This is a genomic window from Enterococcus sp. 2G9_DIV0600, from assembly GCF_002140615.1.
Lineage (GTDB): Bacteria > Bacillota > Bacilli > Lactobacillales > Enterococcaceae > Enterococcus_D > Enterococcus_D innesii.
Map to the genome: position 1 here is coordinate 568943 of NZ_NGLL01000002.1, position 12015 is coordinate 580957.

At 36.2% G+C, this 12015-nt stretch carries 13 protein-coding genes; 5 read left to right on the forward strand and 8 right to left on the reverse strand.

Annotated features, from left to right (window positions below; genetic code table 11):
* Nucleotides 1–247: 247 nt before the first annotated feature.
* Nucleotides 248–643 carry a hypothetical protein gene (locus tag A5870_RS16210; protein ID WP_086293953.1) on the forward strand — a complete coding sequence of 132 codons (396 nt, stop codon included), beginning with the start codon at nucleotides 248–250 and terminating at the stop codon, nucleotides 641–643.
* Between the two features lie 579 nt (nucleotides 644–1222).
* Here A5870_RS16210 and A5870_RS17710 read toward each other — a convergent pair.
* The 6 genes from A5870_RS17710 to A5870_RS16240 all read right to left on the reverse strand — a co-directional run bounded on the left by A5870_RS17710 (nucleotide 1223) and on the right by A5870_RS16240 (nucleotide 4883).
* On the reverse strand, nucleotides 1223–1378 hold the full coding sequence (locus A5870_RS17710) for a hypothetical protein (RefSeq protein WP_252086062.1): 156 nt from the start codon (nucleotides 1376–1378) through the stop codon (nucleotides 1223–1225).
* On the reverse strand, nucleotides 1375–1623 hold the full coding sequence (locus A5870_RS17715) for a hypothetical protein (RefSeq protein WP_242596007.1): 249 nt from the start codon (nucleotides 1621–1623) through the stop codon (nucleotides 1375–1377). The genes A5870_RS17710 and A5870_RS17715 overlap by 4 nt, the downstream gene beginning before the upstream one ends.
* A gap of 139 nt (nucleotides 1624–1762) precedes the next feature.
* Nucleotides 1763–2272 carry a GNAT family N-acetyltransferase gene (locus A5870_RS16220; RefSeq protein ID WP_086293954.1) on the reverse strand — a complete coding sequence of 170 codons (510 nt, stop codon included), beginning with the start codon at nucleotides 2270–2272 and terminating at the stop codon, nucleotides 1763–1765.
* A 123-nt stretch (nucleotides 2273–2395) separates the two neighbouring features.
* Entirely contained in the window at nucleotides 2396–2704 is a 309-nt protein-coding gene (locus A5870_RS16225) for a hypothetical protein (RefSeq protein ID WP_005227446.1), read from the reverse strand.
* Nucleotides 2705–3708: 1004 nt separating this feature from the next.
* Complete coding sequence (locus tag A5870_RS16235; RefSeq protein ID WP_086293956.1) at nucleotides 3709–4149, reverse strand: hypothetical protein; 441 nt, start codon at nucleotides 4147–4149, stop codon at nucleotides 3709–3711.
* Nucleotides 4150–4562: 413 nt separating this feature from the next.
* Nucleotides 4563–4883 carry a helix-turn-helix domain-containing protein gene (locus tag A5870_RS16240; protein ID WP_015508925.1) on the reverse strand — a complete coding sequence of 107 codons (321 nt, stop codon included), beginning with the start codon at nucleotides 4881–4883 and terminating at the stop codon, nucleotides 4563–4565.
* Between the two features lie 243 nt (nucleotides 4884–5126).
* Between A5870_RS16240 and A5870_RS16245 the strand changes: the two genes are divergently transcribed.
* Genes A5870_RS16245 through A5870_RS16255 form a run of 3 tightly spaced genes read left to right on the forward strand, consistent with a single transcriptional unit; the run spans nucleotide 5127 to nucleotide 8634 of the window.
* Nucleotides 5127–6311, forward strand: coding sequence for a hypothetical protein (locus A5870_RS16245; protein WP_086293957.1), 1185 nt, complete (start codon nucleotides 5127–5129; stop codon nucleotides 6309–6311).
* Nucleotides 6312–6330: 19 nt separating this feature from the next.
* Entirely contained in the window at nucleotides 6331–7545 is a 1215-nt protein-coding gene (locus A5870_RS16250) for a hypothetical protein (RefSeq protein ID WP_242596006.1), read from the forward strand.
* Nucleotides 7546–7557: 12 nt separating this feature from the next.
* Nucleotides 7558–8634 carry a hypothetical protein gene (locus A5870_RS16255; RefSeq protein WP_242596005.1) on the forward strand — a complete coding sequence of 359 codons (1077 nt, stop codon included), beginning with the start codon at nucleotides 7558–7560 and terminating at the stop codon, nucleotides 8632–8634.
* 446 nt (nucleotides 8635–9080) lie between these two features.
* On the opposite strand, the gene A5870_RS16260 is transcribed toward A5870_RS16255, so the two are convergent.
* Both A5870_RS16260 and A5870_RS16265 read right to left on the reverse strand, forming a co-directional pair.
* The gene (locus A5870_RS16260) at nucleotides 9081–10391 is read right to left on the reverse strand and encodes a PTS sugar transporter subunit IIC (RefSeq protein WP_086293960.1); all 1311 of its coding nucleotides are present in this window, start codon (nucleotides 10389–10391) and stop codon (nucleotides 9081–9083) included.
* 11 nt (nucleotides 10392–10402) lie between these two features.
* The gene (locus tag A5870_RS16265) at nucleotides 10403–11020 is read right to left on the reverse strand and encodes a hypothetical protein (protein ID WP_005227458.1); all 618 of its coding nucleotides are present in this window, start codon (nucleotides 11018–11020) and stop codon (nucleotides 10403–10405) included.
* 38 nt (nucleotides 11021–11058) lie between these two features.
* Between A5870_RS16265 and A5870_RS16270 the strand changes: the two genes are divergently transcribed.
* Nucleotides 11059–11751 (forward strand): MurR/RpiR family transcriptional regulator, encoded by a 693-nt coding sequence (locus A5870_RS16270; protein WP_005227461.1) that lies wholly within the window; start codon nucleotides 11059–11061, stop codon nucleotides 11749–11751.
* Nucleotides 11752–12015: the final 264 nt, after the last annotated feature.

The window sequence follows — 12015 nt, forward strand, 5'->3', positions numbered from 1 at the left end:
TTTTATAAAAATGAACGAGTATAATATAGAGTTACTCATTACATCTAGATGTGTATAAGAGCCAGTAATTAAATATTTTATATATCTTGAAAGCGATGAGGGAATTATCCTTAATAAGGATATTTTTGACTCTATAAAATTCTCTTACAGCCAATATCTCAGAGAAAATCTAGCAAAATTTATCGATGTTCAAAATAAAGCAATTGTTGCAATCGAAGATAATTTGAAAAAATTTAGAGATCTTAGAATGAGTGTAGGTTCGATATTAAAAACAAACTCATTTACAATTTTAGCTTTTTTTATCTCTAATTATATTCTCAAAGAGATTTCTATTTATCAAAATAATGAACTACCGGTTGCTTTGTTAAAAAAATCCGGTTACTTTATTTGCGTTATTTTCTTTTTATATTTGATATTGGTTTTGCTTCAAACTTATTTTGAAGCTAAGAGAGTGGAAAAAGATTATGATGATCTAAAGATAACGCTAAAGAAAAATATAGTTAGTAGATATGTAGATGAGTATCTTCCTGATGAATTTATCAAGGGAGAATTAGCTTATTTAAAAAAGTATTCAGTAGTAGTATGTTTCATTTGGAGTATCGAAATTTTATTTATGTTTCTCTATATTTTTTTCAACAAATAGATGAGCTAAAACTTTAGCTTTAACTGAGTTTTTTCTCCCATCAATATATTATAAATTGACTACGTTTGTACTATCATATTTTGACAATCAATAATAACTAATAACTAACCCACATATTGTGAGTGTCATTAGGTGAATGTCAATTTCGATATGGAAGGAAGCGTCGAATAATAGATCTATACAATAAGTAATTTCAGATTTTTAACCGCAATTATATTACTTTGTTCCTTAAAAAGAATGAGGGAATTTTAGAGTGCACCTTTTTATCGTGTTTTTACTTGATAAAAGAAATGTGGTTATATCGCGAACGTTATTTTTATAGATTGAAATAGTTATTAGATGTTCAAAAAATAAAGAAAAGACCATTTTTGTAAGAAAGGAACCAGTGACAAAAGCAAGCGTAATCAACAAAATTTTCCAGAGACTCAACCGAGTACTATTCTTTTTTATCTAATCACCTCTAGAAAAAGAATGCCACGATAAATAAATAATATCAAAAGTAAATGGTAGTAAATAAACAAACACCCAAGTTGTTGGAATAAAAAATAGCTAAACGAGTAGTAAGTAAAAGGTAGTATGCTAATGCGAGGTCATGATCATCCATGTGATACCGTATTTATCTTCAACCATGCCATAGAGCGAGGACCAGAATACTGGTGCAAGGGGATCAATCACTTTTCCGTCTATCGAGAGGCTATTAAAAATAGTAGTAACTTCATCAGCGGATTCTTTCACAAGACAAAAGGAGAAAAATCATTTGCTGGTCTATTTAGTCTGCCGTCTGTCATCATGATTCTCTGACCGTCGATGATGATTTCTGAGTCCATAACGAAATCATCAGGCATCTCAGGATCTAAACCTGAATCTATCGGGGCTTCACTCGCATAAACGATGGACTTAATTTGAGCGTCTAACGCCTCTTGATAAAATTTTATTGCATTTTCACAATTTCCTTGAAATCTTATAGCTTGGATAAGCATACAAAAATTCTCCTTTTTACTGATAGTATCACAAAGAAGTTACTCGCTTCTTTCAGTTTTTTCGTAGGAATCGGAAAATTTTGAATTAGCTATCTGCCAAATAGTCAACTAGAACATAGATGATACGAATCTATATCTATTAAAGAACACAAAAATAGATTACTTCGCCGTGTTCATCAACGTCTTGAGGAATAAATCCTTGGTTTTGCCAAAATCGCTGATTGCGTTCATTGGAGGCATTTAAAGCGATATATAGAGCGTTCTTTGCTTTAAGGTAATTCTTTAATTCAGAAACAACACGGCTACCTACTCCTTGGTTCCTAAAAGGTTTATCGATACAAAAATCGAGAATAAATGCTTTTGAATCTTCTGAGTAGTAGATTTTGTAAGTAGTAAGTCCAACATATTCTTGTTGATTATTGTATATGAATACAAATTCCAGCTGAGAATCTCCCTCTGTTGGGGAATTATGAAGATCCATGATTAGTTCGTAGTATTCGGAAGAGCGAAACCAGTCTACGATTTCATCTAATTCAGCACCGCTTTCTGGAAGGTTGGGGAAAATGTCACTTTCTTCATATTGTCTTTTTTTCTCCCAAAACTGGTTAATCTCTGAGTTAGACTTTAACTCTTTGAAATAGAAATTCATGTATATCTCCTTATATTTTTAAGTTAAGTGTACAAAATATCTGATTATTAGTCCATCACCGACAAAAAAACTGATTGATAACGGTATCAATCAGTAAGCGCTTAAAACGATCGAAGATTAGTATTACTTAGCATCGTTTTCTTTAAAGTAGTCATCAATGTACGCCTTAATTTTTTCAAAATCCTTAGTCAGAAAAAATTTTGAAGGAACTTTTATGATGGGGAGGTTATTTTCATTATCAAAAGGAGCGAATGGCTCAGGAAGTACCAAGTAATCAACAGTATCTTTATCTCTCAGATAATTGATTGAAACATCGTAAAACGGTGAAAAATAGTCTTTGAGGCTTGTGTCTCTTTGATAAAGAACACCTGGAGTTAATGGTGTGTAAGATAATCCGTTGCTCAACACTAAGACAAAACAAATTCTTTTCATAAACAATCATCTTTCCTTTCGATTAGATACTAGCGTCATCTCAACAGTCAAGGATTCGTTATTCATTTGGTAAATCCATTTTAATAGACAAATGGATAAAAAATAGTGAGTAATAGAAACATAATTCAGTTGTTGGGTAAAAGGGAACCAGCAATCACAAGTTGTTCCTTTAATTTAAAAAACAAGCGATAAAAAAACACCAAGAACAATTATGGTTAAGATTTCCAATGCTCTTTCTAGAAACAAATTGTTGCTTTTTAAAAATATTGTTTTCTTTTTATAAGGGAACCAAAATGACTGGCTTGCGTAGTCTGGCGGGTATACGGAATCTAAAAAGCCACTGATAAAAAGTAATGGAATAGCTTTGAAAATATTGTCATGGAAGGCTAAATAAATATAGTATGTTAACAAAGAAATTTGAGCGATCCGCAGATGTCTTAGGTTGGTAACTGTAAGGTTCATCAAATCATCCTTTCATAAATGATTATCGCATATTGAACGAATTAGTTGAATTAAAATGATAAAATATTTATTTGATGTAAAGCTAAAAATATTAGTGTGCATTATTTACCGATAATTTCTGAATACGCCTGACACAAAAAATACGAATCCTATCAAAATAAGGAATGAATCGTTTTGAAACTGGAAGGGAACATTTTTAAACCGATACCGAAAAAGACTAGCAATAAGGACTAGCATTAACAAACTCTGCTGACCTAACTCGCATTTAGCAGAGATAGGGGATCTTGAAACAGATACGAATGGATATACACGAGAAGAAATAATCGGCTTTATGAGAACTTTTTTCAAAAAGAATAATGCTGAAAAGCACTTCAATAATTATTGGAATAAGGCTTGATGCATGATCACGAGAAATCTTGAAAGGACAATCCAAACTATAAAGTTTGAGCAAGCTTAGATAGATAGCTTATATACCAAAACAGCCAAACTAAAAAGCTAGAAATCATTCAATGCGATGATTCCTAGCTTTTCTATTTTCTTAACTACCGACCATTAACCGCTGCTGCAAACACTAGGTAATTGGCAAAATCCCCAATGCGTTTGCGGTGTTGGTTGACGTCTTGTCTTGTGCGCTTTTCTCGGTGTTCTTGCAAAAATAATAAAGAGGTCCATGTTTGGCTATCCCATTGATTCAATTGAAAGACTCGTTCGAGAAAGATAAATTGATCGATAATCGTGTTATGAAGGGTGGTACGCTCCGCATCGATCGCTCGTTTTTCATCTTGTGAAAAACTATGCCACTGTGCCCGGATCGTTGTGTATCGCAGTGCTGCTTGCAAAATACTTTGCCAGGCGTCTTGAAAATCAGTATCAGTGATCGTGCCATTTTTCAAAATTGCTTCGTGGATCGTCTGCATTTCGTCAAAGGTTAAAGCTTCGGGCTGTTCCAAATAGCTCTTGTAAGTTACTTCTGTCTGAGTCATTTAATCACTCCTAAATGTCTTTGTTTTAACTAGTGTACTATAACAAGGAGCGCAGTGCACCCGTCGTTATCGATTTGCGAAACGATTCAGGTGTAAGGCAGGTGCTGGCAGACCGACCGCTATATCTCTATATCAAAACCTTTATTGCTGACTGTGGTGTTTAGCAAAGTAGCGGTATAGGAGGTTTCTTCGAGAGAAATTCTGATCGAAAAACACACGAATAAAAAAGCATCTTGACGTGACTTGACAGAAGGGTTAAAATTAATTTAACAAAAAATTTTATTAGATTACGAAATTAATTCATCGCCTTGTGAGGTATTTATTTTTAAAATTCAATCAGGTATGATAGCTTTAGCCCCGAGGGTTAAGGCTTTTTTTATTCAAAAAAAAGAATTGGTGGGCAGACCAATTCTTTACGGCTCAGAAAGTTTTACGATCTCTTTTGCGATGGAGGTCAATTTCTCTTTATTGGGTGACTTTTGAATCAAATCAACAATCTTAACTAACTCGGGGTTATCGGATTCGAGTTCTAAAAAACCAAAAAACTGAGCAGGTGTCATCTGTAATCCTTTGATGATTTTCTCAAGTGTATTGAGGGTGATATTGATTTCGTTGCGTTCCACTCGCCCTAAGTAGGTGTCATCAATTTCTGAGGTACGAGAGAGGTCCGCTAGCGTCATCTTTTTGGCGGTACGATAATGACGAATTTGGCTGGCAACCATTTCATTCAGCACAAGAGCCACCTCCTTATAGATTAATCATAGAGGTTACGGATGGAAAAAATCAGATGACAAATGTATTTTTGGTGTGTAAAATAATACATATATGTATTATATAGGGTTGTAAAAGAATAAATAAGCAGTATTTAAAAAACAAATGATGACTCATCTTCTGGAGAGGAGGATTGGGAAAGGGGATTCTCCGAAACGATCAAGCAAAAGGCAGGAAAAGAAATTTATTAAGAGGAGTTAGGGAAAATGAAAAAGAAACTAGTGATTGGTACAGTGGTTCTCTTGTTGGCGGCAGTTGGTGGCTTTGTTTATTGGAATCAGTCGCAAGAAACAGCCCTGCAAGAAACGAAGGCTCAGGCAACGCAACAATACAACAAAATCAATGAGGCTATCAAAAAGGATGACTATGAAACAGCACGCCAAGAAATCAATGAGCTAGCTGATTTAGGACAGGAGGATCAAGTCCCAAAATACCTAGAACAAGTCGATCTGATGGCTAAAGCCAAAGAACTGACAGCTGATTTTGAACTGACGAAAGCTGGAAATACATTGGAAAAATTAGGGGAGCAAGAGGAACTATTAGCAGCAATTCAGGAAAAACAAGCCGAGTTAACTAGTGAGTTGGCAGAAAAAACGAATGAAATTGCGGAGGCAAAAAAGCGCTTAGACGAAGGGATTGCATTGTCGGAGAAAAAGGATTATCAGGCTGCGAATGATCTTTTAAAGGAGTTAACGGAAATTGAAGCCAAGGGGGAGTATCGCGAGCTGACGACCAAAGCTACCGATCAAATAAATAAGAACCAACAAGCGCTGGAAAAAGCCGAAGCAGAACGAGAAGAAGCCAAAAAAGCTGCTGCGCTAACCGAAGAAGAGGCGTTAGAAATTGTAAAAATGAACTTACCAGATCTCTTTGATTATGGACAGTCTTGGGCAAGTACGGATTCTGACGAAGCAAATACATTTGCTTTCAGTGGAGTGAATAACGGGCCGTTTCGTTCCATTTTAGTGGTCAAGCCAATCAATGATCAGCAAGTTTTTGTGACCGAAACAAGATTATCAAACGGTGGCGAAGACCAAGTGTCAGAATACACCTTTGATCGCATCGGTCCAGTTACTCCTATTAGTGAGCCCGTTGCAGAACAAGAGGATCCGCTCAGTTTAGCTCACCCACAAAAGTTTTTCGATGCCTATGCCTCTTTTACCGCAAAAGGAATCAATGTTATGCCAGCAAATCGCGGTACAGCGGTGTACACGGAGGAAATGATTGCTGCTTCAGGCTACGGCGCAGAACGTTTTTATCAACTAGAAGCAGGGATCGATGATTACTTTTGGCATCTCTGGAGTGAGGGAGAACTTTCGGAAGAACAAGTAAAGGAGCTTAGTCTTCAAGCAAAAAACAAACTGCTGAATGGCGATTACGCAGGCTACTAAAGAAATTGGAGGAGAAATGATGAGAAACTATTGGTTGGGGAAACAAAGAAAAGACACCGTCTATGCAGAGAGCAATGATGGCTTATTCATGCAGATCGTGGGGGCAATTTTGCTCTTTGTGTTTTTTGTTTTTGGTAAGGGATTCACTCTGGCTTATGAAAAATTAAAAGTGTACCGTTTATTTCAGCCAAAACTGTTGATACCGTTGGCGTGCCTTTTTATGATCATCAATACGATCGTCGATTGGTTCTTGCATATGAATTGGGTGATAGATCCATCTGGCGCTATGTATTGGACGATTTTAGAAGGCATTCAAATCGCTTGTTTTTGCTTCATCGGATTCGTGTTGTATCTGCCAACAAAAAAAAGCTTACCGATCTTCCTTGTTAGTATAGGCTTACTATTTGTGACGAGTGTGATCCGTCCGTTTTTAGGAAACTTGATTTTTACGCTTATCCAGCTCGTCTCTATTTTTATCCTTTATCTTTGGGAGTTAGCTTATCAAGAACAATTTTTCCAAAAGCGATCACTGGCGGCGATTCAACGTACAGCGATGAGGTTTGAAAAGGAAGAAGAGGAATTTTTAGAGGAGAGAATGCTAGAAGAAGAGAATCCAGCTAAGCTCAAGGTTGGCTTTACTCGATTCATTTGGGTCAATGAATCGTTTTGTCTAACGTTTATTATCCTGTTCCTTTTGAGCGTAGGTCAACTACTAGCGCTGCTAAGCGGCGACAGCTTAAGGCCCCTTTTTACTACTACAAATCTTGTCTACATTACTTTCTTATCTCTTTTATTTTATCCCTATGTGATGGGGCTATTCAGTCGGGTCAAGCCATTATTTCTCTTTTTATCAAAAACAGAATTATCAAAGATTGCAGAATCCTTTGAAGCGCTCAAGCATTCAAATGAAAAAGAAATTTTTTCTTATCGAAAAAATCAGCGTCGCGTGCTAAAGTCCTTCAATAGTGTTCGCTCAATAAGAAAAAATGTCAGAATTGGGAATACCTACCAAGATATCCAAGTAGACGTTCCCGTAGAAGAGCAAAGAGTCGTGAATCAGAGCTATTATGAAAAGGATAACCACCAAAGTATGTTCAAGCTGATCAAACTCGTTGGACAGATGCTGCTGATCCTACCGATTCGTTTGATGCTCTTTTATTTTTCACCAATCATTTTTAGTGTCTTTTTTCTTATTACGATGCTAGCTGAAAAAAGTCCAGTGAACGAAAAGTAAGGGGGAGCTATGATGGAAGAATTTGGCGTTTCATTTTTAAACAAAGATGTTGGTACGATGGATCGTAAAGAGCTAGTGAATTATTTGTCGATGTATTTAAGCAATGCCCTAAATTACAAGGAAGTCGTTAAGGCAAAAGAAAGAAAAAAACAAGCGATTCTAGCAGAGGCGGAGAGTACTCTTCGGGCAACTGAGGAGAACTACAAAAAATATGCATCTTTAGAGCTAAATAAATCACAACGAAAAGTCTGGCCCCAAATCACCGCGCTAATGGAAAAGATAGAGCAACAGGAGCCATATCCAGTCAAACGGCTATTACTGCTAGTAACGGGGATCACTGGCGTCATCTTCATCGCACTCAATTACCTCATAAAAATCTGGGTAGACTTTGAAATGAGGCGCTTTGGTGAAAGAGTGGCGCTATTTGATAGAAGCCCTGAAACAGCAGGGGCATGGTTTCGCATGGATCTCGTTCGGCTGATTTTCAATTGGTGGGAGTCCAACTACGCTGTTGCTTTTATTGTCCTTGTGATTGCATTCTTTCTTTTTATAAAAGTGCGTGAAGGTGCCAAAGTAAAGCGCCTTGAGCAGAAAATAGTAAAATTGAGGGAAGAGGCAGCCGAAGCGGATCAAAAGCGGGTGGCAGGAAGAAACTTAGAGGAAGAATTTGGCTTAGCGGAAAAACGGCAAGAGATTGATGAATGTCGAAATCATGCGCTGGATCAACTAGAGGAATTGACCTTGGTACCGATTACGCAGTCATTGTCTACCCACGATCAATTAAGACCAGTCCTTCCTCCTTCCATGCAAACAGATGATTTGGATACTTTAAAACGCTTAAGCTATATCTACCAGATTCTGGAAGATCAGCGAGCAAGCAGCTGGGAGCATGCCTTTCAGATTCTAAGAGAAGAGGAGCGCCATCAAGAAAACTCAGAACTGATGAAAAAAGGCTTTTTGATGCTCAATGACCGACTAATGGAAGCAGACAATCAGCTGGCAAATTTGAATGCAATGACGGCAAAAAACAATCAGCAAACCAAAGAATTGCTTCATGAGATAAAAAGATTACCGGTCGTGTTTTATTAGAACGAGGGGGTAGCGAGTGTTGGACAGGGAAAACAGGTTGCTACTAGTTCGAACACTATGCAGGAATCCTGACAACAAGCAACGATTCCTTGTTTTTCAGAACGTTCTCCTACTAGACGTGCCTTGTCAGAAAAAGATCTTTTCCCGCAGACGACTATCCAAAAAGAATAGGAAAAAAGTGTATATACTAAATTAGATTGAAATAATGAGTTATTCATATAGCATATCGTCCTCTAAGTGATTTATTTTATTGTGATTTAATCATACTAATGAACGATATGCTTTTTATACTAGAATGAAAATGGGACTGAAGAATCAATTCTGATTCATCTGTCCCATGAATTATAGAGTCATTTCTATCGGTCCTAAGTTTATAAACGCTGAGAGACACTTAGCTGGATTCCTATCAATTAGTACTAAAAATTCAGTATAATTTCAGTTATTCCTTATAGACTTTCTAGCTTATCATCTATTATTTTTATTCTATTATTTTCCATTATTTTAAAGAATGGATAGTAAATAAAAATGCTGACCAAGATAAGTACGAAGCAGAAAAGAATATTACGCCAATCCATACTAGAAAGATAGGCTTGCGCAAAGAAAGGTGTGAATGAGGGATCAATTATAAATCCTAATCCAATCCATCCAAATTGCTGAGCGAAATAAGTTAATAATAAAGAGACAATAGGTGTACATAAAAATGGAATTGCTAAAATAGGATTGAAGACGATCGGCAATCCAAAGATGACTGGTTCATTGATGGAGCAGATTCCAGGGATTAATGATAATTTTCCTATCGTACGATATTCTGGAACTCTACTTCGCATCATTAGTAACACTAATCCCAAGGTTCCACCAGCTCCGCCAAGAACGGAAACACGGAACATTTGAAGGTTCATCAAGTGGGTCATCGTCTCATTATTTGTCATTTGTTCAGCATTTAAGCCAGTTTGGGCGATTCCTAACGTGAAGACGATTGGGAAGATAATTGATGAGCCGTTAATACCAAACATCCACAAGATATTCCCTAAAGTTACAATAAATAAAAAACCTCCTAAACTGCCAGCAATGTTTGTTGCAGGCGTTAGTAATTGCATTATTGCTTCTGGGAAAATTGTATTTGTTGTCGATAAGACAATTAGATTGGCTCCATAAAAAATAATGATGTTAGTAAGTAGTGGCACCAACATATTGATGAAGGTTGAGACCATTGGTGGGACAGTATCTGGAAGTTTCAGCTTGATATTTTTTATTTCAAAAGTGCGATTCACCTCTACAACAAGCAAACCGATGATAATTGCAACGAAAAGGCCATTCGTACCTAAAAAATCTAGTGAAATCATTCCATCTTTCACAGGAGTGAAAACCGTTAGAAAAATGACTACTGCTATCATTCCGTTCATGGATGCATTGAATTTATATTCATGAGCAAGTGAGAAGGCAATACCAAAAACACTGATCAAACCGATGATACCCATCGTCAAATTATAAGGCGCAGTAATTACATCATAATTTGCTGCTGCAAAATATTTCCAACCGGCCATGAATTGCATGAAGTAATTTGCTGTTTCTGGGTTGTAACGGTCAATATTTATAGGTGGATTGGCAAAAATCAGAAAAAAAGAACCGATAACAATAAAAGGCAGACTGAACATCATCCCACTGGATATAGCTTTCAAATGACGTTGATTTCCAATTTTAGCTGCTAATGGACTCAGTATTTCATTAAGCTTTATAACAAGTGCAGAATTTTCCATACTATTTCCTCCTATACTTGCCAAGGGTTGAAAGCAAAAGCACTTGGCACGACACGTTCTGGATCATATTTCTCAATTATTTTTTCATATTGTTCTTTGTAATTATTATCAATATCGGCTTGAGGAATTACTTTACTTGCTTCATATAAAAAATGTTCGGACCCTCGCCCCATTTCTTGCCCACGAGTGGTGTGTTTATCCAAAGCAATATCTGGTATTTCTGGAATATAGCCCATAGCGAAGCTCTTTATAACGATATTTTTGAGTAAATCGGATGAACGATCCTTTTCAGAATCACATAAGTAACGTATTGCATGGAAGAAATACATTGCACGGTCTGATTCATTATACTGGAATTCTCTACGCATCATGTTCAAATTATTAATCATGATGGCAGCTAAAGGATTACCCATTCCTACATCTTCTACACTAATTGCCAATAAGCGTCGCCATAATTTTTCTTCAAATTGTGGCGAGGTAATGTACATTTCATATGCAAACTCGCAAGCATCTTTTTCCTTTCCACGGCGAATCGATTTCTGTAGTGCAGAAATAACTTCATCTCCTCGCAGCCCGTTACGTGTGGTCATCTTTGCCCATGGATCTTGAATGAATTTACTTTCTGTCATGATATAATACTCCTAACTAAAAATTTGAGGTGGATCTTATGGATATTGAAATGCTTATTGACAAATATCAGTTGAACAATTCAGAAGCTGATGTCTTAAGATTTATGTGGAAAAATCGTCAGTCATTAAAAAACTTAGGTATTCGAGATGTTGCCAAAGTTTCTTATGTTTCTACTGCTACAATTATACAAATGGCTAAAAAAATTGGCTTTACAGGATATAGTGAATTAGTCTTTTCGTTAGGCAATCAACGGCACAGTATGACCTTGCCTAAAATCTTTTCAGACAAAGAAAAAGAGACATTTATTCGTCTGATGTCTGATTACCGAGATAGACGAATGATGATCCTTGGATCAGGATTTTCTCAAAATATAGCAAATTATTTTTCTGAAGCTCTTAATCTACATGGTTTTCGTGCGACTGCCAATAGTCATCTTGAATTCTTGAGAGAAAATGTTCAAAGCGATATCCTGCTTTTTATTATCTCAAATTCAGGGGATACTGTTCGTTTAGCTGAATTAGCTAAAGTTGCGAACGACCATCATATTGATTTGATTGCTTTTGTTGGTGAAAAGAATTCAAAGATAGGCAACTTGGCGACGTTAACAATCAGTACAGAAACATATACACCAAAAAGAATATCAGATTATCAACCCAATCTTTTTTTTGGAACAACATTAAATCAATTTGAAATCTTACTGAGTGAAGCATTATTAGCTATTTTTAGCTAGAAGAAAGATGTGGCCACTGTTTCTTCATTCATTAGTATAAATGGTTTCAAAACGAATGTAAGTGTTCTCTCGATATTAAAAACATGTTTTGAAATTTAAAAACTTGTTTAAAAATCATACTCTCAACTTTTAAATCAGCAAAGCTTCATTTCATTGTTCTCGCTAGTTTTAATCATTATTCGTATTTTAATTATAAGATTGGTGAAGTAGTTTGAAATAAAATAAGAGATTTTTATGTTAAAAAAGGAACCCTAAGTGCTATGT

Excerpts from the sequence above, each read along its gene's own strand:
- A5870_RS16210 (WP_086293953.1), top strand. The coding sequence starts at position 248 with ATGAGTGTAGGTTCGATATTAAAAACAAACTCATTTACAATTTTAGCT.
- A5870_RS17715 (WP_242596007.1), bottom strand. The coding sequence starts at position 1,623 with ATGCTTATCCAAGCTATAAGATTTCAAGGAAATTGTGAAAATGCAATA.
- A5870_RS16220 (WP_086293954.1), bottom strand. The coding sequence starts at position 2,272 with ATGAATTTCTATTTCAAAGAGTTAAAGTCTAACTCAGAGATTAACCAG.
- A5870_RS16225 (WP_005227446.1), bottom strand. The coding sequence starts at position 2,704 with ATGAAAAGAATTTGTTTTGTCTTAGTGTTGAGCAACGGATTATCTTAC.
- A5870_RS16235 (WP_086293956.1), bottom strand. The coding sequence starts at position 4,149 with ATGACTCAGACAGAAGTAACTTACAAGAGCTATTTGGAACAGCCCGAA.
- A5870_RS16245 (WP_086293957.1), top strand. The coding sequence starts at position 5,127 with ATGAAAAAGAAACTAGTGATTGGTACAGTGGTTCTCTTGTTGGCGGCA.
- A5870_RS16250 (WP_242596006.1), top strand. The coding sequence starts at position 6,331 with ATGAGAAACTATTGGTTGGGGAAACAAAGAAAAGACACCGTCTATGCA.
- A5870_RS16255 (WP_242596005.1), top strand. The coding sequence starts at position 7,558 with ATGGAAGAATTTGGCGTTTCATTTTTAAACAAAGATGTTGGTACGATG.
- A5870_RS16260 (WP_086293960.1), bottom strand. The coding sequence starts at position 10,391 with ATGGAAAATTCTGCACTTGTTATAAAGCTTAATGAAATACTGAGTCCA.
- A5870_RS16265 (WP_005227458.1), bottom strand. The coding sequence starts at position 11,020 with ATGACAGAAAGTAAATTCATTCAAGATCCATGGGCAAAGATGACCACA.
- A5870_RS16270 (WP_005227461.1), top strand. The coding sequence starts at position 11,059 with ATGGATATTGAAATGCTTATTGACAAATATCAGTTGAACAATTCAGAA.